This is a genomic window from [Flexibacter] sp. ATCC 35208, from assembly GCF_001975825.1.
Classification (GTDB): Bacteria; Bacteroidota; Bacteroidia; order Chitinophagales; family Chitinophagaceae; genus Chitinophaga.
In genome coordinates this window covers 11946-37279 of sequence record NZ_MTKN01000042.1, presented here as the reverse complement: position 1 = coordinate 37279, position 25334 = coordinate 11946, and the positions used below count along the sequence as shown (strand labels likewise).

Genomic DNA, 25334 nt, shown 5'->3' with positions numbered 1-25334 from the left:
CCAACCTATAACTTTTCCAGTTTCTGCTTGTAAATGCGCTTATTACCTGCCAGTACTTCTACAATATATATACCTTTTGGCAAGTCAGTTTGCATGGAAAGATTCAGGTTATTCACCCCGGTGCTCAGACGTTCTACTTTAGTATATACAATACGACCTTGCAGATTGGTTAATTTTACAAATACAGATTCATCTTTTATCAGTGTTACCTGTAGAGAAAGGTTATTGGAGAAAGGATTGGGGCCAACCTGTGCATTATTCGTTGTTTTTGTCACAACAGCGGTATCAACATTGGCTTTTCTTGCGCCATTTACGGTTACACAGGTACTTGCAAGTACCTGTCCGGTCAGTTTGGGTAACGCATCAATGGTAATCGCATTATTATCGAGATCATAATAAGTAATCGCTACCTGATGACATACTTCTTCACCTAAATGTTCGGGTGCCACCTCTACCCTGAACTGAATAACGGCTTTGTTTCCATCACCCGGCTTTAAAATTCCCGGTACATCTGCACCTGGTATCAATGCCCCTCCAACTACAGCAAATGGCATTTCTCCACCTACATCAGCGACATCTACCCCGTTTAATTTAGTGGAACCGGCCACATAACCTGCATTTGATGGAATAGGAGCATATACTTTCACACCAGCAGCATTTACATCCCCTGAATTTGTCACTTCCACAGAATAGTCAATAAAACTGCCAGTCACTACCTTGTCCTGGGTAGCTCTGATGTAATGTCCATAAGGTATATAAAGGGCACCCGCAAAATCCATAGCTGCAGTAGCGGTAGGAACAGCAGAAAGCAGGGTCGCACTAAGCGTAGACAGATCCAGTTTATAAGTCTGATATACTACAGTTCCGGTAGTAGCATTCTGGGTTCTATAACCTGCCAGATAAATAGTCCCTGTTGCTGCACCCCCATCATCATCTTCTGCTGTTGCAGCAGCGGTGATAGTTAAGCCTGTTGTTAAATTGCTGATAGTACCCAGGTAAGTAGCAACCCTGGTAGCCGGAGCAATTCTGTACACCTTACCCAGGCCTGCAATCAGGTATAATTTACCATTACCATCTCCAAAAATATCACCCTCAGCTTCAGCCAATACATCGTTCGTTCCATTCAGGACATCGTTCACCAATGGCCCCAGATGTGTAATCACGGGTGCACCAGTTGCTTCGGGTACATTAAATTGTATCAGGTCCTGCCCGTTAGCAGTCAGTGCGTATCCGACATTGCCAGCTGCAAAACACATCCTGTTAATCACCTGACCGCTGGTAGTAGCCCCCGTCTCAAGAGCGGAACCACTACCATATATAATGGCAGTAGGCGGCGTAATGGTAGAATCAACATAAGCAAGGTTTTCATTTAATGTACTATTTGAATAATACAACCGAAAATTCCTCGCATCAAAAGCCAGTGCACGTCCATCTGTCAACAACGAACCACTTGTCAGTACAGTGCCATCCACCGTCTGACAGGGGCCAGTACTACCTGTATAAATAATGTTCGCTGACTGGCCGGTCGTCTTATTCATCCTTCTTACATACTGGTATTTAGACGAAGCATTTTGATTGAGCGTAATGTTATAAATGCCATAAAGTCCCCGTAACCTGTAGTCAAAAGGGAAGTAGGTCTGCTTTACAGTAGTAGCAGTTGCATAAAGATGCTTATTATCCTGATATCCCTTGAAGGTCGTATAAGGGTTCAGATAGCCGCCAAAGCCCACGATCAACACATTGTAGGTTATTCTTGTGGTCGCTCCAATAGCCAATTGCCCTATCTGCCCGCCAACCGGCCCGGCGAAAGGCATTTTTCCACTTACATCAGGGACGAGGGTGCCATCTTTTTTGGTCGTACCCGGTATATATTCAGTTCCATAAGGAATATCTGCAGCAATGATCCCATCCGTAATGGGTAAACTATTGCTTAAATTCGTCAATTCTACCGTGTATTCCATAGTCTGGCCGGGTCCAACATAAGTACCATCTCCTCCACTACTGAGGTCTCTCATCAGGAGAGAAAGGGTCACATAGTTTTGTGCGCATACATCAGTAACAATACAGGGCAATAAAAGGAACAAAAAGTAAAGTTTGAACTTCATAAATGAGGCTTTATAGGTTTGGGTTTCCTATAAAAATATACTCCCCAGCCAATTAAATAATACAGAATTATTAGCAGTAAGTATCAGCGCTCAGTCCTTAAAAAGCGGCCTTTATCAACATAAATTATTGATTATCAATAAAAACACCTCCCCAATTGCACTAATCTGTAAGAGTTATTATATTTGTAACTGAATCTATACTATGAAAATGCAGGTGCAGACAACAACATTATCTGGAAACCATATTTCAATTCTTCAGCATCTATATAGATCGAAAGATTAGAAAGTTCCATTTACCTATGCATTTGACCTGGTTAAACAACTAAAAACTCAACATGGCTGAAGAAGCAAAGCTGGAAAAAGAAATACTCGCCGAATTAAAGAAAGATTACCCAATGACGAAAGAGTCATCGAAGGAAATCAATCTCGGTCATTTCTCTTCTTTCCGCAACGGTGATAATTTCAAAATTACTTACGCCTGGAAACTCGCTAATTCTTTACAACAAGTAAGTTTTGTAAAATATCGGAACACGGCCATAAAGGATAAATCCAGGTATGCAGGTGTCTGCATAGACCTGATGCACGTACTGCCTGAGTTTAAGATCACAGCCAACACAGAAAATGATAAATTCCTCAATTTATACCTCCCCAATTCTGTCAAGGTAAAGGCAGTACCGGCATTTAATCACAAATACATACTTGAAGCTGCTGACGCAGGTACGATAGAACAAACGATCGGTATTGAGTTTTTTAATAAGATCATGAGTGTTCAGGACCTGAATGTAGAGGTAAAGGATCATAAATGCCTGATCTATGGGGTGTATCCTTTTAACTATGAAAGTTGTAAAGTGATGTTTCAGTTAGCCGAGGATATTGTTAAAATGGATCAGATATCTCACTCGTATAATCCACCCACATATACCAAGGAATAGAACTATCAATAAAAAAGTCAGGCTGCAACCCGATATCGTCAATCACCATATCGGGTATCCGGTAGCTTTTTGACATACTATACCACAGTTTGAATTCATTGCAGGGGTTATTTACGACATTTACATTCGACATATCCAGTGAGCCGAAAGTGCTGGTACCATACAACTTCACTTTCCGGCTTTGCCTGGCGTCCATCAGGAATTGTTCTGCAGAACTGCCATTCTCATTGTTTATGATAATGCCTACATGCTTTGGATAAGGGTATACAGTATCGAATTTCGTAATGCTGACTATTGTTGAATCAAGGTTTACAAACTCGCCTACATGCTTTTGAAGCGTGTCATATGATCTCTTCGCCCATTGTTTCACCTTTTCATCAAAGCCGGCAAACTCTGGACTGGTGGATAATGACAATATTCTGTTGTTATTCAAAGGTGTAGAGAGGAACTGCAAACCGACTTCCCGGATAGGATTGGTATAAATAAGTGGTATGATCTGGGCCCAGCTATTATCGCTACCACCGCCATTGTATCTAATGTCAATAATGAGGTTTTCTATATGCAATATACGCTCCCGGTTTGCCGCGATCACACTGTCAATAGCATGCTTTTCGGAGATATTAAAAGAGGGTATTCTTAATATCAGTGTATTACTATTCAGTTCTTCTACAAATGGTTTTTGTGCATTGAGGAGTTTATAGGCCATCGCTTCTTCTTTAGTATCTGGCAGTACAGGACTGATCCTCGTCAAAGTCAAACCCGGGATCTCAAAATGGTTGTTGCCTACCATTCTTACCATGGTATCTTTTGTGATCGAGTGGTCCTTATTATACCAGGTACTTCCTTCCGGATTAATCCGCATTTTGATCTGTCCTTTTCGCCAGTATACGCCATCCGCTTCAATCACAAAACCCAAATATTCATTACCTACTTTCTTAATCCCGACCTTCAATCCGGGCTTTGTCCAGATACCTTCGTAGTCCTGGTTCTTCTTGTTTTGCAGGTACTTTTCAAAAGCAGGTAGTGCTACTACCAGCGAATCTGAGTTCCTGTATTGACGGATAATGGCGGCAGTGTCTATCTGCGCATTGTTGCCGGAAGACGCAATCGATTCAATACCAATATGTCCTTTTCTGAAAAAGCGGAGCCATTGGTACAGCATGAACGAACAGCTGTCTTTGCTGGTAATTTCTCTCGCCTGTTTAAAGAATTTTTCATTGTGGGTGGCATAAGCCACCTCTCCTTTTTTGTTTAAAATGTATTTGTACCCTGCATCATTTTCCTCAAAAGTCTTTTTCACCCATTCCAGATTTGACAAACAATTGCATTGCTGACTATAGCCTGTTTGCATGGTCAACACGGTTAACATGGCCAGGCATAGGAACATTCTAAAGCGTATCATAGTGGTAATATTGAGTTTCTATTATGAGACGACTGGTTGCGGGAAAAGTTGCAGGTGTAGGATATTTTTTTTAGTTGAGAGGAAAACCAATACCTGTTTAAGCTGGTAGTCATAAAAACTCACATATTCGACTCAAATTTATCCTTATGACCCAGGTGAACGATGTACTGTGGAAACTCACCCCCGAAGAGACTGAACTGATGAAATTTCTTTGCTTCCAACAGGCTTCCCCGATACCTGCAAATGCACTAAAATAATCGGTTATCTTTATTAAAAAAAGTCATCAATGTTCTATATCAGCGAAATACAAACCGCCCCACCGGCCGCATTCAAAACACCCCTACAGGAACTGGTGTATACTACCTTACAACACCTGCAGGTACCTTTTGAACGCGTTGATACAGACGAAGCCATCACCATGGAAGACTGTATACTGATCAATGAAAAACTCAATGTGCAGATTGTAAAGACACTCTTCCTCTGCAACCGCCAGCAAACGAACTTCTATCTTTTTGTCACAACAGCAGACAAGCCTTTCGTGACCAAAGATTTCAGCAGCGCCGTAGGTATTCCCCGCGTATCATTTGCTTCTGTAGAATTATTGAACAATCTCTTAGGCACACCGGTAGGCGGCGCCACCATTTTCGGTACCCTGCTGGACAAGGAAAATAAGGTACAGGTACTGATAGACAAAGACGTACTCAATGAAGAATGGTACGGTTGCAGCGATGGTACACCCAAAGGCTATATGAAAATAAGCAGGGAATGGATACTCAATGACTTCCTCCAACATACAAAACATACACCTACATTTATAGAGGTATAAAAAAACTTTCGCCCGCCCATAAGATCTTTTGGATACCCGCTTCATTTATTCCTTTTAAATCGAGCGGAGCATAGCATGAATTTTGCTATCCTTGTTAAAGTACGCTGCATATTGTACATTGCCTTCCAATTCTTACTGGGTAAGCATAGGTAATATAGGTAAACATATAAAAATCTAAATGCATCTCTGATCATTATCAGACGCAATTAGCCTTATTCTCCCTAAATTTGTCCCCGGATTATTGAAAAAAGTATTGATATAATGAAGAAACTGCCCGGATATATCTTATCCCCCATCCATTATTTATTCTTTGGTGGATTTCTGCTGATTTTCCACCCCATCCAGTGGCTCTGTCTCAAATTAGGAGGCTACAAAGCCCATAAGACCTCTGTTGATATTCTGAACGGATTGCTATCCAGTACCTATCTGATCCTGGGCTGTCGTGCCCGCTTTGTCAATCACCAGACCTTGCCCACCGACCGTCCTATTATTTTCGTGGCGAACCACCAGAGCATGTACGATATTCCACCACTGATCTGGCACCTCCGGAAGTACCACGCCAAGTTCGTTTCCAAAATTGAACTGGCCAGTGGCATCCCAAGCATCAGTTTTAACCTTAAATATGGTGGTGCGGCCAACATCGACCGCAAAGACAAAAAGCAATCTATGGGTGAACTGCTCAAGCTAGGTACCCGTATGCAGGAAAAGAACTGGTCTGCCGTTATCTTCCCCGAAGGTACCCGTAGCCGGAAAGGAGAAATGAAGCCTTTCATGACCGGGGGCGTCAGCATCCTGCTTAAAAAAGTTCCTCAGGCACTTATCGTTCCTGTCGCCATTAATGGTAGCTGGAAGTTTTTCAGGTATGGAAATTTCCCATTGGGCACCTTCGAAAAAATGAGTTGGTCCGTACTCACTCCTATCGAACCTGCAGGTCGCTCTGCAGAGGTAGTTTTGCAGGAAGCAGAAGACGCTGTTAGGAAAAGTATTGAAAATCAACGCTAAAGTCTACAATTTTTCACCATTTTCTCTTACATTTTATAGACTATTCTGCCTATATGGGCTTACTTTATGCCCATAATTTACCACCACGTATTATGAATACATACATCAATGAACCTTTAAAAACTAAAGCACTTAAGAGGCATATTCCGATCATGTTACTAACAGCCAAAGGTTCTCATGAAACAGAACCCGGAGGTAAGGCACCCTTTCTTTGGAAGAGATATTGCCAAAAGATACTTTTTGCAGATCATGGAATGAAAGGAATGGGTATATATCTACGATGGTAATCTGGATAAAGGGATTGAAATGAATGGTAAAGATGTAAATTAAAAACCGAAGGCTGGAAAGCCCCCGGTCACTCATTAGCTCATTAGCTCTTTAACGAAAAAACGCTCATTTAAGCTTCCTGCAACATTGCCAAAGCCTTGGGAAATAAAATGTTATTCTCTAAATGAATATGTTGTCTTAAGTCTGTATCGAACTCCTGCAATTTCTCAAAGAGGAATCTGTATGAATTGCACGCACCTTCCGGCACCTGGTAATTATTCGTCAACCTACGCCATTCTTCCAGTGATTCTCCTGATGAACTGTGTTCTTTCATCATACTTTCTACCGCACCTTTTACATATGGCAGCCCTGTTTCGCCAGCAGCCATTTGTTTGATAGCCGGGAACAGGATCTGTTCTTCTTTTTCCAGATGATCCAGCAGATCTTCTGCTTCACGCAGCACAGCAGCTCTCAGATCAATCAGCTCTGGATGCGTATCCCCATGATGTCCTGCTACCTTCTGTGTAAACTCCCAGATCACTGGCAATGCTTCTTTCACAAATTTATGGTGTGTACTCAGAATGTGTTCTGCCAGTAACTGAGGTGCTAATACACTGAAGTCGCCCGCTGGCTGTTTCGCCTTTAACGCTGCCGTTTCCAGTGCTGTCCACAGCTCTTCTTCTGTAATACCACCCTGTTTTGCAGCCTGCGCAATGGTCTGACCCCCACCACAACAAAAATCGATACCAAAACCTCTGAAAACATCAGCCATGCGATAGTCCTTTCCAGCCATTTCTCCGACTGTGATTACATTATTTCTTACCATGTTGAAATTGTTAAATTTGATTACAAGTCTTTTCTATTAAATCGCCGCAGCGCGCAGCATAACGGCCACCCCATCCATAATAACAAGAGTGTAAAACCCGTGAGCATACCACCCACGCTTCCGAAAAATGAGGCAAACACCGCGCCTGTATACCCCATCATCGCAGAACTATCCAATCTTAATAAAACTATGATTCTACCCAGATCTATCGGGTTCAATGCTCCCATCACGACTGCCGGTTTCTCCAACGGATAGTCGCTGAACTGAAACAAGAGAAACAGCACCAAACCATCATACAACAAGGAGAAATAAAACCACGCCAATATCGCTACCCCAATGCCTCTCGCCTTGTCACGCATAATCACAGATCCTAAAATGGCCAGCGCTGAAAAGATCACTGTCAGCGCCATGCCTACCAATATCAACAACACCGCCGTCATACTCCCGTCAAAGATCATTAACGGTACACCAACCCCTACTACAAATGCAATCAGCAATGACAATGCTAATCCGGTATAGACACTTAATAATATCTTCGTTCTTCGCAACGGCTGACAAACCAGCAACTCAATAAACGCCGATGCATTATAATAATAGATCGTTGAAAAAATAATACTCACCAGTGGTAATACAATCAGCACGATATTTAATAAGCTCAGTAATGCTTTTGTGCTGTTGTCTGTGAGACAGAGTAATAACATTGACACGACCAATAGCAGTACTGTATAACTTACCAATATCCTGTTACGTAAGATGTCTAGTAATACGTATTTAATAATCTTTTTCATAGTCCTCCATTTTCCATGATACGTGCTGTCACATGTACTGTGTACTTAATATCTTTTTTCATAATCCTCCTTTTTCCATGACACATGCTATTACATGCACTGTGTGCTTATTACCCTTTTTCATAGTCCTCCATTTTCCATGATACGTGCTATTACATGCACTGTGTGCTTATTACCCTTTTTTATAGTCCTTCATTTCCCATGACACATGCTATTACATACACTGTGTGCTTATTATCCTTTTTTATAGTCCTTCATTTTCCATGACACGTGCTATTGCGCGTACTAACTTTTGCTCCCCTGTCTCCGCCTGCAACTCTGCCACCTGCTTATGAAACTGTACTTTACCATCCTGCAGATACGCCACCTCATCTACCAGATCATCCAGTTCCGACAAGATATGTGAGGTGATTAGCACCAGCTTACCATTCTTTGTCTCCTGCAGGATCTTGTCCTGCAAAATCCCTGATGCTACCGGGTCCAATCCCGCAGTAGGTTCATCCAGCACCAACACTTCAGGATTGAATAAAAACGCCAGACAAGCACTCACCTTCTGCCTTGTACCACCAGATAATGTCCGCATGCGCTTATTGGCCAGCTGTGGCAATTTAAAGGCATGTACCAGGTCTTCATCCAACGTTGTATACTGCCTGATATCCTTCATCATCTCCATCACCTGTGCAATAGTCATATTCTCAGGATAACTGCTTATCTGCGGCATATAACCAATATTGCCCCTGTATTCGCAACTACCTAATACGGAAACTCCTTTAAAAGCGATATCCCCCTTATCAGGCACCACCATTCCCAACAGACCCTTGATCAAAGTGGTCTTCCCACTACCATTTGGTCCAATCAAAGCAATACTTTTTCCTTCTTCAAAAAAGAGATTGATATTATCCAATGCCTGTAGCCGGCCAAATCGTTTGTATATATTTGTAAAACGAATCATAATGAAAGGGGTTTCATACTCGGTGCTCGATCTACCAGGTTCACAGGTGTGATACCCGGCATTACTTTTTCCGTCCGGTCCAGCAAACTCACCATGAAACTGTGAAACAACATCATCACAGCCGGGTTCTTATCTGCCACCATTGCATACAAACTCACCGGGTGATAAGGCACATCTCCTTTCCCATCTCTGTTCAGATCATACCCTTCATATTTGTCCCAGTAATTATTATCAAAATTATTCAGTACCAGTGAGCCATTCGTCGCTACATCAAATGTGTTGCCGACAAAGTTATTGCGGGTGACTTTGTTCTCAGAACAACTTGCCTGCACCTTCATAGCCCAGCCATTTGCCTTAAACACATTGTCCATCACCTGCACTCTCGTGGTACCTTCCATATAAATTCCAACCGTATTGTCTTCAAAGTGGCTCTTCTCCATTTTGCTGTCTGTAATCTCTTTCAGCAATATCCCATATGCACCACCACCCTGATTGCCAGCGAATGTATTCCGCTTCATATCCACACCATGTGAAAACATCACAGATACGCCCGCCTCGTTGTGATCAAAAATATTATCCTCATAGTGGTCATTGTGCGAAAACATAAAGTGCAAACCATACCGCACATTTTTAAAACTATGATTCCCTTTGATCAGTGAATTCGTTACAAACTCAAAGTAGATACCATCTCTGTGCTGCGTGACCGTATTCCCTATCAGTTGCATGCCATCACAGTGCCAGCAATGAATACCATTTCCGGATTGAATACGCTGACTGGCATTGGAACGCAATGTATTATTTTGTATGGTGCAGCTATCAGACTGCTGACAGTAAATGCCAAAGAACGTTTCTTCCAGTACATTGTTTTGAATCGTCACATGCCGCACATTGCCCAGTTTGATTCCTGCCAGATCTTTCCAGTCAGAAAAACCGGAATGCCTGATCACAAATCCATCCACCGTCACATGACTGGACAGTATCAATATCACTTCATATTTATTCTCTCCATCCAGAACCGGCTTGTTGATCCCTTTCAGATAAATAGCTTTATCAATCACCAGGCCTTTCTCGTAGTAAACACCTGCGGGTACTACGACAGTATCACCTGCCACTGCCCGCTGCAAGGTTTCTTTTATAGACCCTTTCACCGTCAATACCCCGGCCCATGCCTGCAAAGACAACAGCCATAAAATTATTACCGATATAGCCCTTTCCATGTGAGTGATTCTCCGTTAAATTCTTTCATATGCACACTGTCTGCAAACGCAGCAATGTCACTACCCATTGGAGAATGAAATGCAGTACTGTGCAATAACCTGCTATCTTCCGCTTTGATCCATTGTCCATCAGTAAAGTCCAGAAACCAGATCCCGCCTACTTCCTGTCCGCCAGCTTTTAAAGCCGCCAGCAAACAATGCACATCGTCATACTTAAAAACCTTCCCCTTCTTTGTTACGATCTCTGCACCAAAACGCTTGTCTGTAAAGCCCATTTTACAGAAGTCACAAGCATCCTGTCCATACCTGATAGGTGCAGGACCTGAACTACAACTCTGTAATCCCAACGTCAACCCTGCCACTACAAAAAAACCTTTCTTAAATTTAAATGAGAGCAACACCAACAACGCTCCTACTCCAATAAAGATCCATCCACCTACATCGGGTATAGAATACGCCCCGAAATTCAACAACTGTTTATAACCCAGTAATGGTGGCTGATATGCCATGCCCGGTACCCTGATTGGTGCTTCGGGATTCAGGTGATGACCATAGTTATATTCCCATCTGTAAAAATCAACCATCGCAACAACCGCTACCAGCAGGAACAATACCACCCACCCATAATATACCTTTCTGTTATTCAGTGCACATACAACAAACCCAAGCACAGCCAATCCCCCCAGTATAAAAGGTAAGATCTTAAACTCTATAAAATCTTCGGTGTGCAATGTTTGCATACCAATGTAATGGTTCAATCCATTCACGATATCCACATCCCCGCGTAATCCGTTAGCAGCAATTTTCAACGTCAGGCCTTCCGGGTATTGGGGGGCGGCCAGCTCTATTTTCCAGATAGGAAAATAGAGCACTGCCACCATCGCCAATGAAAGCATGAAAATGACTGCCCGAAAACGGGTTGACAATTTTCTTTGCATTATGATCAGTTTAGTTTTTCGCTACTGCACTATCAGGCAGGTTAGTACCGTACTTGAGTGGTGTGTTTGCACCAGCTTTAGATACTCTTACATAACCCTGCATTTCCTGGTGCAACGCGCTACAGAAGTCAGTACAGTATATTGGATAAACACCTTCTGCATCTGGTACCCACTTCAGTGTACAGGTTTCGCCAGGCATGATCAGGATCTCTGCATTGGCAGCACCTTTCACAGCAAAGCCGTGTGGAATGTCCCAATCCTGTTCCAGGTTAGTAACATGGAAATATACTTCATCGCCAACACGTACACCTTCGATGTTATCAGGTGTAAAGTGGGAACGGATAGAAGTGATATACACATGTACTTTGTTACCTTCACGAACTACCTTCGCTTCTTTTTCACCCTTTGTTACATAAGGATGTTTGTTTTCCTCGATCTTGAAATACTTCACAGAGTTATTCTTAATCAGGTCAGCAGGCAGTGCCTGTGCATAGTGAGGTTCACCTACAGTAGGGAAGTCCAGCAACAGTTCCATCTTATCACCTGAGATGTCGTACAGCTGTGCACTTTGAGCCAGCTCAGGACCTGTAGGCAGATAGCGGTCTTTTGTGATCTTGTTATATGCAATCAGGTATTTGCCAAAAGGATGTTTGGTATCGCCGCCTGGAATACACAGGTGCCCTACGGAATAATAAGTAGGTTTTCTGTCGAGTACTTTCAGGTCTTTGATGCTCCATTTCACTACTTCGGAAGAAACGAAGAAGGAAGTATACGCATTACCCTTTCCGTCGAACTCAGTGTGCAATGGACCAAGGCCTGGTTTCTGTACTTCACCGTACAGGGCTGATTCGTATTTAACAACAGGGATACCCTGGTAGTCGCCATCAAAATCTTTCTTCTCAATTGCCGTCATCAGTTTGGTAAAAGAGAATACAGGAATGAGTGCCGCCAGTTTACCACTACCTACGATATATTCACCGCTTGGGTCGATATCAACACCATGTGGAGATTTAGGACAGGGAATGAAGTACACGAAATCTTTCAGTTGAGATGGATCCAGTGTCAGCACTTTGGTTTCGATAGCAGAAGTAGCGCTGTGAGTCGTTTCATTATACACGTTGTGTGCATAACGGGAGTTCTTCAATGTACCTTTGTTATTACGGATAAATTCTTCCGCTTTCTTCCAGTTCACCGCCATGATGAAGTCTTTATCACGCTGAGAAGCGTTTACTTCAAGCAGGGTATGTGCCTGTTCTACATTGTAGCAGGAAAAGAAGAACCAGTCGTGGCTTGGTCCTTTACCGGCATGGCTCAGGTCAAAGTTGATAGCAGGGGTCAGCAACTGGAAAGCCAGAGACATGCGACCATTGCTGGAATCAATTTTGATAAAGCTCACGGTACCGTTGAAAGACTTCTTGTAATCAGCGATAGGTACGTCCTGATTGTCACCAACAGGAACGCTGAAGCGGGTACCCGCTACTACATATTCTGTGTTTTCAGTACAGAAAGGAGAAGAGTGGTTACCGGCGCTGTTAGGCAGTTCGATGATCTCTTCTGTTCTGAAAGTAGCGAGGTTGATACGTGCTACCCTTGGAGTGTTGTTGGCATTAGCGAAGAGCCAGCGACCATCTGGGGTACCATCTTTCTGAGACAGTTCCAGGTGGTGTTGGTCATCCCATGGCAGAGAACCGTGAGAGGTTTCCAGCATAGGTTTAGTTTCTTCGCTATATCCATAGCCATTTTCAGGCATTACAGAGAATACAGGGATAATTTTGAGCAAACGGCCTGAAGGAATACCATAAACAGACACCTGACCATTAAAACCACCGGAAACGAAGTTGTAGAACTCGTCGTATTTACCCGGTGCAACGTAAACTTTTTCAGCAGCACCTGCATTGATGGCGCCGGCTTCATTACGTGGTTTACAGGATGCGAGTGCTATGATAAGCACCGCTATTGAACATAACCGCATAGAATAACTATTTAGATGAATCATTGTTACGCATAAATTCAAATACGTCTCTTGTTTCCTCATCAGTCAGGTGCTGGTTTGGCATGCGAACCATACAAACTGCCAGCATAGCCTGAGCATGAGGATCTTTGTCGATCATCTCATCAGTGTTGGTGACAAAGTTCATAATCCATTCAGCGGATTTTTTCTTCGTAACACCTTTCCAGCCGGGTCCCACCAGCTTTTCGTCGGTTAGCTTATGGCAGGCGGCACATTTTACTTCGTACACGGTTTTGCCTGCGGCAATCATTTTCTGATCTAATGTGGCGCTAAGGGCTACATTAGTAAATTTCCCTGCCCCTTTGATGGAATCGTATGCTGATGCAGAATTGGAACTTGCAAGACTATTGTCTTCAACTACAGGTGCCGGGGATTCCTCTTTGGGAGGTTGGCTGTTATTTGAGCAGGCCCAGGTCAGCCCCAGGAGCACTGCTATGTAAACGTACTTTTTCATTTATTAAAGATTGTGTTCTGACAATACCTGAGTACAACATTACGCTACTTAAAACTGCGAGGATATGATCCAGATCATAAAAACGGTCTTGATACTAATCATCAGGAAAACTGTTTTCAATCATTTATCCGGATGACGGGTAGGGCTAGCTTTGGTATAGTTAATAAATCGTTCACAATGATTATCCACACCGACCTGCTGAGGAAATGGGGGGCTATCCGGTTAACAGCGGAAAAAGGCCGGGTTATCTTTACCGAGGGGGAAGAAGCACATTTTTACTACCAGATTGAATCCGGGGAAGTCAGGATGGTGAACACGGGCATGAATGGGAAGGAGTTTATACAGGGGATATTTGTAGCAGGAGAGTCGTTTGGAGAGCCGCCGCTATTTACGGGTATGGGTTATCCGGCAGCGGCTGTAGCTGATAGTGATAGTGTTATTTTACGATTGCCGAAGCCCACGTTTATTCAGTTGCTGAAAGAGAATCCGGAGATACATTATGCATTTACTACTTTGCTGGCGATGCGGTTGAGACAGAAGTCTATTTTATCAAGAGAGATGACATGTAGTGAGCCGGCCGTGTTGATAAGAGGCGTGTTGAAGCGGTATACGGTACCGGAATTATTGCAGGGAAAGTTACGGGTAACGTTGACGAGGCAGCAGATTGCGGATATGACAGGGTTGAGGGTGGAGACGGTGATAAGGACGATCAGGGGGATGTATAAGAAGGGAGATTTGCTGGTGAATAAGGGGAAGGTGTATGTGTGAGGCGTAAGTGATGTATCTATGAAGTGATTTTTTCAGCAATGCGATCTATTCGTTAATAAAGGAAACGTGTATGTCTGAAACCATTAAGAAATGGGCATATTTGTCCTTAGTAAATTTACTGATAGTATCCATTCTTGGAGTGATACTAAGATATAAAGCCGCTTTTCCTCTGCCAGTGCTGGATTACAAATGCCTCTTGCACGCGCATTCTCATTTCGCCTTTTCAGGATGGGTGACGACGATATTATTTACCTGTTTTGTTTATTTGATTCCTTATAGGAAAACATATACTTACCAGTTCTGGCTGAACCAGGTAGCCAGTTTCGGTATGCTCATCAGTTTTACGATACAGGGATATGGACCTGTGTCAATTGCGTTTTCAGCATTGTCGGTGGTGTTTAGTTTTTGGTTTGCTATTGCATATTTGAATGATATTGCAGATATCAGTTTTCCTCCTTTGGTAAAGTCTTGTTTACGGCTGGCGATTGCATTTTTATTAATTTCCAGCGCGGGGCCGTTCATGCTGGCGTTTGGCAAGGGGGATATGGTCTATTATAACAATGCTATTTACTTCTACCTGCATTTTCAATACAATGGTTGGTTCACCTTTGCGGTGATGGCATTGTTCTTTTGGGCGGCGCCGCGATTTCACATTTACCTGGCACCTAATTTCAGTAAGGTGTTTGTTATTTTGATGGCGATTGCCTGTATCCCGGCGTATTGTTTGTCTATGTTATGGTCTCATCCGGCAGGGTGGATATATACAATCGCAGGAGCGGCAGGGATGATACAGTTAGCGGCATTGGTGTTTTTAATACTGGCGGTGCCGGTGATAAAGAATTTACATCCGCTGTGGGTATTGGCTTCACTGGCGTTTATTATTAAGATTGTATTGCAGGTGTTGACGTTGGTAACAGCATTGGGCAGGTTTGCCTACGGATTCAGACCGGTGGTGATAGGGTATTTGCATTTGGTGGTGTTAGGGTTTGTGAGCTTTTTGATTTTAGGTTTTTTGATATTGAATAAGTTGGTGAAGGGGAATAAGGGAGGGTTGATGATATTTATTACGGGAGTGATTGCGAATGAAGTGATATTGATGACACAGTGTGTGATGGCTTACTTTTGGGGGAGTGGTACGCCGACAGTGGTGTATTGGTTATTTGGTGCGGGCGTGGTGATGATGACGGGGATTGGCGTGATGGTGGCCAAGGGCAGATCGTATTAAATAAAGGGATCGCATCAAATTCTTTAAATGCATGGGTATAGAATATTGCTACAATTACAGAAACAAGATTTCCCATTAAATAGTAGTCATTGAACTTATTGTTGTGGGCTGAATCTGGTTCACTATGCTTTAACCTGGTGGCAAGTTTCAGCGCAGTAAATAATGTCAGTGCATGTAGAAGGTCGTGGATTAGGGCTATGGCGATAAAAAGTCTTTCAAAAGTGCCTTTAAGTATAGACTTGAACTCAAACCCTTTTATTTCCTTGTAATAAATCTGGGCGATGGCTGCGAATGCAAATGCGAGTATGACTTCTGAAATTGCGAAACCTGCTGTTAACAAAATTAAATTTACACATGATGATTATGACCTAAATAATATATCACTTGTTTTAAGGAAACGTATTCTTTATACCTCAAGCTCTTCTCACGTTTCCACATAAGTGATCTGTTTTTGTTTAATTTTTCAGCTACTATTTTATAATCAGTATTTTCTAAAAAAGATGACACGATTTCGAAATCATTATCAACCTGCCAATCATCAATTATCCCCTGGTATACTCTGAAAGCATTGTTGATCACCTCTGATTTTTCGGTGTCGCTTATTGTTACATAAAACCGATCATTTGCACTTTTTAACTCAGTCAAGAAACTTCTAGCCTCCGTCAAGCCACTTCCTAGCAAGTGCTATCGAAAATCCCGAAAGCTTCTGGGGGCTTGTATTGAAACGGATAAAATTATGATGCGATTGAATGCACATTTCTAACCTAATCTTTAGAACCAATTTTGGACACTACAGTCAGCGAATCTCCAATCTTCTTCTAAAAATCAATTTATGACACTAATATCGCCAACATTCTTATGACACCAACCCCAACATATGCTGCATCGCATCCGGCCCATGCAACACCTCCGTCTGCTCCAACGTCATTGCTGCCGTAGCCGATGCCCGCTCCCTCATCTCTCGCTCATACTTCGCAATCGCCGCAAGCATATCCTCCCCTTCCGTCAAACAACGACTTAACTCCAACGCATCCAGCATCGCCATATTCACCCCCTCCCCTGCATAAGGAGGCATCAAATGCGCCGCATCTCCCAACATTGTCAAATTAGCCTGCGCCTCCCAATCCTGATCCAATGGCATACAATATTGCGGCCTTGGAATCACTCCGCCTGACACATTCGCGATCAAACTTTCATATATAGGCGCCCATCCTTTGAACGCAGCCTTAAACCAATCCAACACACTACCTTGTATCTCCCAATCCGCCGCAGATTGAAACCCTGCATAAAACGACAACGTCCCATCTCCCTTCGCACTTACTATCAACGTTTTACTATCTCCAAAGATGAACAACTTCCCTCCCTTCACCAATTCAACCATTTCAGGCACTTTTTCAGCGGCATCATACACACTTCCTTCTACGGCTGTCATCCCAACGAAAAACGGCTTTATCGGGGTTAAAAACGGCCTTATTTTAGAATTCGCTCCGTCAGCACCCACCACAATATCCGCATACGCCGTCGTACCATTCTTAAATTGCAGTAACCACCCGGCTCCACTTCTCTCCATATCTGCAAACTGACTATCCCATACCACTGTATCATCCGCCAATGATTCGAGTAGGATCTTTCTCAATGGGCCCCTGTCTATCTCCGGCCTGTATTCCTCTTTCTCCCCTGCATGCTCGTCCACTATGATATTCGCATCCTTATCCAATATCCTGATCTTATCAGCCCCCGGGCGATAATTCTCCATAAACGCCGGTATTAACCCAGCCTCACGCAATGCCGCCAGACCAGACTCTTCATGCAAGTCTAAAGTCGCACCCTGCACCCTCGCATCCTTATTGATATCTCTCTCATATACTTTTACTGACGAGACACCCTTTACCTGCAATAGACGCGCTAGCGTCAATCCTCCAGGGCCTCCACCTACAATGGCTATTTTCTTCATAGAATTTCGTTTTTGATCAAACAAAGTTCCGTAACGCTATCCGCATAAAATAGCTACTTTTAGCCAAAAAATAGTCCTAATCAGTCAATAATGATCTTCGAATTCAATTCTCACGAGCGCATTGGCGCCATGCGTGCCTTTGTGAAAGCTACCGGCAGCACTATCATAGCCAAAGGCCATATCGTGCTCCCTCCTTCCCTGGGCAATGGTTATATGAAAGGTTTTGACTTCGGCCCCAACCTCCGCATGATGCTCCATCATTACGAACTCAAAGAAGAACTGATTTATAGAAGAAGCCGTATGGGAGAATCACCCGATACCCTCACCCTCACCTTCCATAACACCCAACCCCGCAAAGGCGACATCCGCCTCCTTCCCGCCGTTCAACTACCATCTCCCAACCTTCCCATGGAAGTCATTTTTCCCGCCAATACCCTCATCACTACCATCATGATCACTATCGAAGGGGAATTACTGAAGGATTTGCTCAATAATCATTCTCTCTTACAACAACCCTCCTACCTCTATGAAGAAATCATTTCCCCTGAAATTCAAAATGTAGCTGCACACATTATCACTCCCCACGCACCTGCAGCATTATTAAATTTTTACCTCCGCCTTAAAGCTGAAGAGTTGATATACCTTTTCTTTGTAGATTTACAGAAACGACAACACACTACTTCTTACGCATTGAATGGAGAAGATGTAAAACTCATTTATAATGTACGAAATGAAATTATCAATGACCTGAGTATTACACCCAATGTCAAAGCACTGGCCCTACAAGCCGGTATGAGTGAAAGTAAAATTCAACGGTTATTTAAACAGATCTTTGGGGATAGTATCTACAATTATTACCAGACGCTGAGAATGAAGGAAGCTGCGTACCTGATTAAAGAACAACAACTATCAGTGTCGGAAACAGGGTACAAATTAGGGTTTAGTAATCTCAGCCACTTTACAAGATTGTTTGAAAAACATATAGGAATGAAACCCAAGAAATACTCCTACACGAACTAAAATAATAACGCCTATGCAAATTAAATCTTCGAACAAATTCATTGACCTATATCTCTTTACCATTGGCTTTGTTATTATCTTCATCCTCATCGCTTTCCACATGCACAAATTCAGGTGGGTTGCTCTCTTCCCTGTATTCGGCACCGTACTTTGGCTTATCATATTAAGATATCGTTATCCTAAATCTGTATCAATAGACGACAATACCGTAACAATAAAATACTTCCAGGCATTCAGGATTAAATATGAATCTTTTCCTCTCAACGGCTCCAAGTTCGACCTGGATATGTACACCAGAACGATAGGAAAAGGCGGTAGCACACAACAGCATTATGAGCTCACCATCTCCACACCAAATACAAAATGGTTACTCAGCACACTCGAGGGTTTTAAAGTAAAAGACTTTCAGGGATTATTAAAATATATACAAAACAATAATTATGCAAATTAACCTACAGCCATATATCTATTACAAAAAAAACTCCATCCCAATGAATGCCTGCCAATTTAAACTGGACAAATGCATCCTTCAGGATGGAGACTACTAAATTTTCATTTTATATTTCTACACCAGCAAATCCCTGATAAAACATCAATCACACTAACCCCCCCCCGGCACTTCTTCCGCAAATCCTTCACCAGCAAAACCCCATCACACTAACCTCACCAATTCTCCCCTAACAAATCCTCGGCAACTGCTCTCCCGGCAAAAAATTCACCACCCTATGCCCACCTATCCTACTCTGCAACACGACCTTCCCCGCATGCTCCTTCGTCACCATTCCAATGATCGCCGCCTGCTCTCCTCCCTTCATCCCCCTCAATACCTCCAACAATGTGGGCGCCACCGCCTCACTCACAATCGCCACCATGATCCCCTCATTCGCCACATACAACGGATCCAATCCCAACATCTCACAAGCCGCCGCCACCTGCTCATTCACTGGCAAACTATCCTCATTCATCATCACGCCCAACTTCGTCGCCTCCGTCATTTCATTCAACACGGACGCCAATCCACCCCTCGTCGGATCCCGCAAAAACTTTATCTGCTCTCCAAAACAATCCAATAATTTCCCCACCATCTCATGCAATGGCCTTGTATCACTGCATACCTCCGTCTCAAACTCCAATCCCTTCCTTACACTCATGATCGCCATCCCATGCGTCGCAATCTCCCCACTCACGATCACCACATCACCCGGCACAATCCTGTTATGATGAATAGCCGCCCTCGGATGTATATGTCCAATCCCCGATGTATTTACAAACAACTGATCTCCCTTTCCTCTCTCCACCACCTTCGTATCGCCCGTTACTATCGCCACTCCCGCTGCCTGCGCTGCCGCCTTAATATGCTGCAACACTTCTCTGAATAAAGATATCTCCAACCCCTCTTCGATAATAAATGACAATGACAGATACCGCGCCATCGCCCCACACATCGCCAGATCATTGACCGTACCATTGATAGCCAGATCCCCAATATTCCCCCCAGGGAAAAACAAAGGAGACACTACATAACTATCCGTACTAAAAGCCACCTTTCCATTCAATGAAAAAGTCGCCCCATCATGCTGCTGATCCAGCCAGTCATTGTGTAATAAATCAAACACCTCTGTTTGTAACAACTGATGTGTCATCAATCCACCACTACCATGACCCAGGGTAATGATCTCACCAACACCAGAAGAAGGTAAAGGACAAGTTAACTGCATACTGAACTTTTATATTGGTAATAAGCGGCACATGCCCCCTCGCTGCTCACCATCGGCGCTCCCAAAGGATGCTCTGGTCTGCACCTGCCTCCAAAGGCAGGACATTGAACCGGTTTTTTATGCCCCCGCATTATATCACCACTAATACAATCAGGGTCTTCCTCTCTTACAGGCAAATGTATATTAAACTTTAACCTTGCATTATACTGTTTGTAAACGTCCTTCACTTCATACCCACTATCTGGTATGGCTCCTATCCCTCTCCACATTCTATCGCTTACATCAAACACTTCATGGATCGCCTTCATCGCCATCGCATTTCCTTCCCGGGCCACCATGCGTGCATATTGATTTTCTACTTTGTATGTACCTTTCTCTAACTGTGATACCGTCATCAGTATCCCCTGCAACAAATCTGCAGGTTCAAACCCTGTCACTACAATAGGTACTTTATATTTCAATGCAATCGGATCGTACTCCGTCGTACCCATAATGGTACATACATGCCCTGCGGCCAGAAAACCATCTATTACATTAGATGGGTCACCTAATATCGCTTCCATCGCCGGCGGCACCAGTACATGCGATGAGAGGATGCTATAATTAGTAACACCTCTTGCCGCTGCCTGTATTACTGAAAGCGCATTTGCAGGTGCCGTTGTTTCAAAACCTACTGCAAAAAACACCACTTCTTTCGAAGGGTTATCAATTGCCAACTGCACCGCCTCTAAAGGAGAATACAAGATTCGGACATCTGCCCCCGCTGCCTTTGCATGCAGTAAACTCTGCGATGACCCCGGCACTCTCAACATATCTCCAAATGAACAAAAGATCACATCCTGTTGCTGCGCCAGCCACATTGCCTCATCCAGCACCCCCACACTCGTTACACATACCGGACAACCCGGACCATGCACCATATTGATCTGTGGCGGCAACATATCGAGCAAACCATTCTTCACCAGACTATGCGTCTGTCCGCCGCAAATTTCCATCAGCGTCCATGGCCGTGTTGTGACACGGTACAATTCATGCAGATATTTTTTTACCAGCTGTGGATCTCGATATTCACTGATGTATTTCATAACAATTCCTTCAGATCACAAATGTATTTACCGACATACTTCATTACAATTCCTTTACAGGATATGAAAAGATCGATCTCACAATAACTCCTCCAAATCCCCCATCTGCTCCAAATACGAGAAGATCTCCTTCGCCTCCTCCTCATTCACCACCCCAATTGCCACGCCCACATGCACCAACACATAATCTCCCAATACCGCTTCCGGCACCATACAAAGATTCACTTCTCTTGTTATCCCACTGAAAGAGACCTTGCCTTTTCTGAACAATGCATCTTCTCCTTCATCAATGGTGATGACTTTTCCCGGTATAGCCAGACACATAATTAATCGTTTTGTATACTAAAGCAAGCCAGTTGTCCGGCTGCTATACATTCATCATTTGGACTCAACATTCTGTGAAAGTGCCCCTGCATCATCCCTGATAACAAAGGACTCTGAAACACCCCGCCACTAAACGCCACCTTCTCAGTCTGAAAATGCCTTTTCAATTTCGTCACTAAATTTGCTAAAGAGTAATATACTTTATAAGCAATCTCCCCCTTATCCATGCCTCTTTCCACATCATCCATCACACCCAGTATCAATGGTCTCCATTGTATTAAATCGCCATATATCGGCATGTCATAATAAGTATGCGTCACTACATCACCAATACACGCTTCCATCTTCATCACTGCCTCTCCTTCATATGTATTGATACCAGTCACGCCCAGTATCGCCGCCACGCCATCCAGCAAACGCCCCATACTACTGGTCTTTAACGCAATATGCCCGTGTAGCAACTGATGATAATACCGCCATTCCTGGTCAGTAAAATAATGCCTGATTATGCCGTGCCGTCCGGGGAAGTTTTGTAATAAAGCCAATGCCGACAACCGTGGTTCTTTGTTCATTTTGTCTCCCATTAACTGAGGAAAATAATCAAGGTGTCCCACCCGCTTCATCTGGCCTTCTTTATATACAAAAACTTCCCCACCCCATATCTGTTCATCTTCACCATAACCGGCACCATCCCATATAATGCCCAACACAGGATGCCGTTGCTGTAACAGGTTATTTTCTGCCAGTACAGCTCCAAAATGCGCTTTGTGATGCTGTATCGTCGTCAGTGTAGCGCCGGATACCCCGGCCATTTGTTTGCCCAGTCTGGAAACAAAATAGCCTGGATGCATATCCGTCAGGATCTGTACTGGTCGTTTATGTAATAGTTGTAATAAGTTATTTAATGTCTCTTCAAATCGCTCTTCTGTTTCCAGTGTACCATGGCTACCCAGGTACTGACTGATCAGCCAGTAATCTTCGCCGGTCAATGCAAATGTGCTCTTTAATTCCGCCCCCATGGCGAGTATGCCATCTCTGCTATGCTTGTGTAAATACACTGGTGCCAGGCCTCGTCCTCCTCGTAGAATGATACGGCGTCCTTTCGATGTAAAGCAGATCACACTATCGTCCTGTGGAAATACAATCTCTCTGTCAAAGCTCAGGACCAGGTCTGCTATTCCAACCGCATCCTCATCTTTGTAAATAATAGGCACACCATGTCCATTTGCGCTTGTGGCAATCAGTGGTTTCCCATATCTCGATGAAATCAATTGTAATAAAGGTGAATAAGGTAATATCACACCTAATCTGTCCAGCCCCGGCGCTAAGCCTTCAGCGGGCTTTTTGAGCTTACACAATACCACTGGCGCTACAGGTCCTAATAATTCAAGCGACTCCTGCGCAGTGAGGTATACATCTTCTGCAGCCTGCTCAAGTGTTGGGTATAATACTGCAAAAGGTTTTTGTGGCCTGTTTTTCTTTGTACGCATTACCGACGATTGCGACACATCGCACAGCAGCAAATAGCCGCCGATCCCTTTCACCGCCACAATGCCACCTTTGCGCAGGCAATCATCTACTTCCTGTAGTGAAGGTCCTGATACAGGTACACCACATTCAGGACAGGAATTCGTTTCGCTATGGAAACGCCTGTCGGCACTATTCAGATATTCTTCATTGCAATCTTCACACTGCTGTAAGTGCGACATACTGGTATTCTCACGTTCATAAGGCAATGCCCGTATGATCGAATACCGTGGACCACAATTTGTACAGGTAGTAAATGCATATTGATAACGCCGGTTGGAAGTATTATTCAATTCCCGCCTGCAGGTATCGCAAAGCGCAATATCCGGCGTCAGTAAAAGACTGGTAGCTGAAGCAGCTGTACCAGGTAAAATCGTGAAGGTGGTAAAGGGAAACAATGGCGCTGGTCGCATATGGTGATGGGTAATCAGGGCATGTACGGGAGGTTGCGAAATAATAGTGTTATAAAAATGAGCTGCTTCTCCTGCCGAGGCGTTGAATGCAATATGTACCCCATCCGGACTATTGCTTACCGCTCCCAGTATATGCAGGTCTTTTGCTACCCGGGCCACGAATGGTCGGAAGCCAACTCCCTGTACACGACCGCTGATATGGATATGATACGAATTCACGATTTTTTTGATTCCAGCCATTGATACCATTTATCCAGTCCCTCTCCTGATGTACAACTCAGCGTAATCACTTCCAGTTTTGGATTAATCCGCTTTGCATTGGCAATTGCCTTGTCAAGAGAAAAAGGGACATAGGGCAATAAATCTATTTTATTAATGATGCACAGATGAGATGTATGAAACATGTCCGGATATTTCAACGGCTTGTCATCACCCTCTGTTACACTCATCACGACAACTCTTTCTTTCTCTCCCAGATCGAACATCGCAGGGCAAACCAGGTTGCCCACATTCTCTATAAATAATACACCATCTTCATGCGGATGCATTCCCTGTAAGGCATGCATTACCATATGCGCATCCAGATGACAACCTTTACCAGTATTGATCTGAACTACTTTTGTTCCTGTGGCATGTATCCGGTCAGCATCACGGGTAGTTTGCTGATCTCCTTCTATTACGCTAAAACTCACTTGTTCTTTCAGGTCTGTCAATGTCCTTTCTAATAATGTCGTCTTCCCTGAACCCGGTGAGCTGACCAGATTGATCGCGAGTATGTTCTTTGCATCGAAAAAACCACGATTCCTTGCCGCCAATAAGTTATTCTCATATAAGACATCCTTCTCTACAGCTATATGTTTCTCATCATGAGTATGAGAATGTGTATGAGTATGTGTATCGCATCCACAAGTAGCGCACATAACTTTCAATTTAATAAATGATCAATGAACGTACCTTCAATTCCTTTCCCTGTGCAATTTGTATCAGGTGACTTCCGCATCCTGTACAGGCATCATATACTTCATTAATAGCAAACTCTTCCCCACACTCCAGGCACAAGGCCTTCCCTTCGATCCGGTTAATGTCCAGCGTAGCGCTTTCAAGTAGTGTACCTTTGATCGCCTGTTTCCAGGCCATATCAAAAGCAAATAGCTCGATCGTCGTGAGGCAACCAATATCCAGTGTTACCTCTTTGACGGGTGCACCCTGTGCATATTCCGTGACTACATCAATGATGCCCATTACTATGGACAACTCATGCATTCCCCGTGCTTCTCTTTGCTCTTATTATTAATCCGATAGTCAGCAATATCACCGGCCATGTAAACATAGCATGGTTCCATTCCGTAAAGTAGTGGATGATTGTAAAGCCTTCAGTCGTTCCATGACCGGGATGTGCCGACGCCATAAGTGGCAATAAAATGATTGAGAGTATTAGTGATCTTTTCATTGGGCTCGTTTGTACCCTCAAAGTAAAGATTGAATTGCCGCAAAAAGGGTAACTAGGATCAGCCGTATTTCTGATGGTCATCATCTCCGGCCCCTGCCATTTGCGGTAACTTCAATGACGATAAACATAT

Annotated in this window: 24 protein-coding genes; 7 read left to right on the top strand and 17 right to left on the bottom strand. The window is 43.6% G+C overall.

The window, feature by feature from the left end:
* Positions 1 to 5: 5 nt before the first annotated feature.
* Positions 6 to 2105, bottom strand: coding sequence for a T9SS type A sorting domain-containing protein (locus tag BW716_RS23300; RefSeq protein ID WP_083726537.1), 2100 nt, complete (start codon positions 2103 to 2105; stop codon positions 6 to 8).
* 335 nt (positions 2106 to 2440) lie between these two features.
* Here BW716_RS23300 and BW716_RS23295 point away from each other — a divergent pair, with 335 nt between their 5' ends.
* Positions 2441 to 3037: a hypothetical protein gene (locus BW716_RS23295; RefSeq protein WP_083726535.1), complete on the top strand. Its 597-nt coding sequence runs from the start codon at positions 2441 to 2443 to the stop codon at positions 3035 to 3037.
* Here BW716_RS23295 and BW716_RS23290 read toward each other — a convergent pair.
* Positions 2982 to 4439: a S41 family peptidase gene (locus BW716_RS23290; RefSeq protein WP_083726533.1), complete on the bottom strand. Its 1458-nt coding sequence runs from the start codon at positions 4437 to 4439 to the stop codon at positions 2982 to 2984. The two genes, BW716_RS23295 and BW716_RS23290, sit on opposite strands and share 56 nt — an antisense overlap.
* A gap of 286 nt (positions 4440 to 4725) precedes the next feature.
* Between BW716_RS23290 and BW716_RS23285 the strand changes: the two genes are divergently transcribed.
* Positions 4726 to 5265 carry a prolyl-tRNA synthetase associated domain-containing protein gene (locus tag BW716_RS23285; protein ID WP_083726531.1) on the top strand — a complete coding sequence of 180 codons (540 nt, stop codon included), beginning with the start codon at positions 4726 to 4728 and terminating at the stop codon, positions 5263 to 5265.
* A 261-nt stretch (positions 5266 to 5526) separates the two neighbouring features.
* Entirely contained in the window at positions 5527 to 6267 is a 741-nt protein-coding gene (locus tag BW716_RS23280; protein WP_083726529.1) for a 1-acyl-sn-glycerol-3-phosphate acyltransferase, read from the top strand.
* 397 nt (positions 6268 to 6664) lie between these two features.
* Here BW716_RS23280 and ric read toward each other — a convergent pair whose 3' ends face one another.
* The 7 genes from ric to BW716_RS23240 form a co-directional block, all read right to left on the bottom strand.
* Entirely contained in the window at positions 6665 to 7360 is a 696-nt protein-coding gene (ric, locus tag BW716_RS23270; protein ID WP_083726525.1) for an iron-sulfur cluster repair di-iron protein, read from the bottom strand.
* Positions 7361 to 7380: 20 nt separating this feature from the next.
* Positions 7381 to 8148: an ABC transporter permease subunit gene (locus BW716_RS23265; protein ID WP_083726523.1), complete on the bottom strand. Its 768-nt coding sequence runs from the start codon at positions 8146 to 8148 to the stop codon at positions 7381 to 7383.
* Positions 8149 to 8392: 244 nt separating this feature from the next.
* On the bottom strand, positions 8393 to 9100 hold the full coding sequence (locus tag BW716_RS23260; RefSeq protein ID WP_083726521.1) for an ABC transporter ATP-binding protein: 708 nt from the start codon (positions 9098 to 9100) through the stop codon (positions 8393 to 8395).
* Positions 9097 to 10317, bottom strand: coding sequence for a nitrous oxide reductase family maturation protein NosD (locus BW716_RS23255; RefSeq protein ID WP_083726519.1), 1221 nt, complete (start codon positions 10315 to 10317; stop codon positions 9097 to 9099). Before BW716_RS23255 ends, BW716_RS23260 begins: the two co-directional genes overlap by 4 nt.
* Entirely contained in the window at positions 10296 to 11255 is a 960-nt protein-coding gene (locus BW716_RS23250; RefSeq protein ID WP_083726517.1) for a hypothetical protein, read from the bottom strand. Before BW716_RS23250 ends, BW716_RS23255 begins: the two co-directional genes overlap by 22 nt.
* A 10-nt stretch (positions 11256 to 11265) precedes the next feature.
* Positions 11266 to 13227, bottom strand: coding sequence for a Sec-dependent nitrous-oxide reductase (gene nosZ, locus BW716_RS23245; RefSeq protein WP_083726515.1), 1962 nt, complete (start codon positions 13225 to 13227; stop codon positions 11266 to 11268).
* Positions 13228 to 13234: 7 nt separating this feature from the next.
* Positions 13235 to 13720, bottom strand: coding sequence for a cytochrome c (locus BW716_RS23240; protein WP_083726513.1), 486 nt, complete (start codon positions 13718 to 13720; stop codon positions 13235 to 13237).
* Positions 13721 to 13897: 177 nt separating this feature from the next.
* Between BW716_RS23240 and BW716_RS23235 the strand changes: the two genes are divergently transcribed.
* A complete protein-coding gene (locus BW716_RS23235; RefSeq protein ID WP_143708989.1) occupies positions 13898 to 14488 on the top strand; it encodes a Crp/Fnr family transcriptional regulator in 591 nt (196 codons plus the stop codon).
* A 70-nt stretch (positions 14489 to 14558) separates the two neighbouring features.
* Complete coding sequence (locus BW716_RS36235; RefSeq protein ID WP_143708988.1) at positions 14559 to 15713, top strand: hypothetical protein; 1155 nt, start codon at positions 14559 to 14561, stop codon at positions 15711 to 15713.
* An 856-nt stretch (positions 15714 to 16569) separates the two neighbouring features.
* Here the strand turns inward: BW716_RS36235 and BW716_RS23215 are convergent.
* Positions 16570 to 17667, bottom strand: coding sequence for an NAD(P)/FAD-dependent oxidoreductase (locus tag BW716_RS23215; protein ID WP_083726505.1), 1098 nt, complete (start codon positions 17665 to 17667; stop codon positions 16570 to 16572).
* Positions 17668 to 17757: 90 nt separating this feature from the next.
* Here BW716_RS23215 and BW716_RS23210 point away from each other — a divergent pair, with 90 nt between their 5' ends.
* Together BW716_RS23210 and BW716_RS23205 are read left to right on the top strand one after the other, a co-directional pair.
* Positions 17758 to 18687: a response regulator transcription factor gene (locus BW716_RS23210; protein WP_083726503.1), complete on the top strand. Its 930-nt coding sequence runs from the start codon at positions 17758 to 17760 to the stop codon at positions 18685 to 18687.
* Positions 18688 to 18700: 13 nt separating this feature from the next.
* Positions 18701 to 19138: a hypothetical protein gene (locus BW716_RS23205; protein ID WP_143708987.1), complete on the top strand. Its 438-nt coding sequence runs from the start codon at positions 18701 to 18703 to the stop codon at positions 19136 to 19138.
* 226 nt (positions 19139 to 19364) lie between these two features.
* Here BW716_RS23205 and hypE read toward each other — a convergent pair whose 3' ends face one another.
* From hypE to BW716_RS23170, 7 genes are all read right to left on the bottom strand, one after another.
* A complete protein-coding gene (hypE, locus tag BW716_RS23200; RefSeq protein WP_083726499.1) occupies positions 19365 to 20405 on the bottom strand; it encodes a hydrogenase expression/formation protein HypE in 1041 nt (346 codons plus the stop codon).
* Positions 20396 to 21490, bottom strand: coding sequence for a hydrogenase formation protein HypD (hypD, locus tag BW716_RS23195; RefSeq protein WP_083726497.1), 1095 nt, complete (start codon positions 21488 to 21490; stop codon positions 20396 to 20398). The genes hypE and hypD overlap by 10 nt, the downstream gene beginning before the upstream one ends.
* Positions 21491 to 21568: 78 nt before the next feature.
* Complete coding sequence (locus BW716_RS23190) at positions 21569 to 21814, bottom strand: HypC/HybG/HupF family hydrogenase formation chaperone (protein WP_083726495.1); 246 nt, start codon at positions 21812 to 21814, stop codon at positions 21569 to 21571.
* Positions 21815 to 21816: 2 nt separating this feature from the next.
* On the bottom strand, positions 21817 to 23994 hold the full coding sequence (gene hypF, locus BW716_RS23185) for a carbamoyltransferase HypF (RefSeq protein ID WP_179091236.1): 2178 nt from the start codon (positions 23992 to 23994) through the stop codon (positions 21817 to 21819).
* Entirely contained in the window at positions 23970 to 24674 is a 705-nt protein-coding gene (gene hypB, locus BW716_RS23180) for a hydrogenase nickel incorporation protein HypB (protein ID WP_083726491.1), read from the bottom strand. Before hypB ends, hypF begins: the two co-directional genes overlap by 25 nt.
* 10 nt (positions 24675 to 24684) lie before the next feature.
* Entirely contained in the window at positions 24685 to 25017 is a 333-nt protein-coding gene (locus tag BW716_RS23175; protein WP_083726489.1) for a hydrogenase maturation nickel metallochaperone HypA, read from the bottom strand.
* A complete protein-coding gene (locus BW716_RS23170) occupies positions 25010 to 25204 on the bottom strand; it encodes a hypothetical protein (RefSeq protein ID WP_083726487.1) in 195 nt (64 codons plus the stop codon). Before BW716_RS23170 ends, BW716_RS23175 begins: the two co-directional genes overlap by 8 nt.
* Between the last annotated feature and the right edge of the window lie 130 nt (positions 25205 to 25334).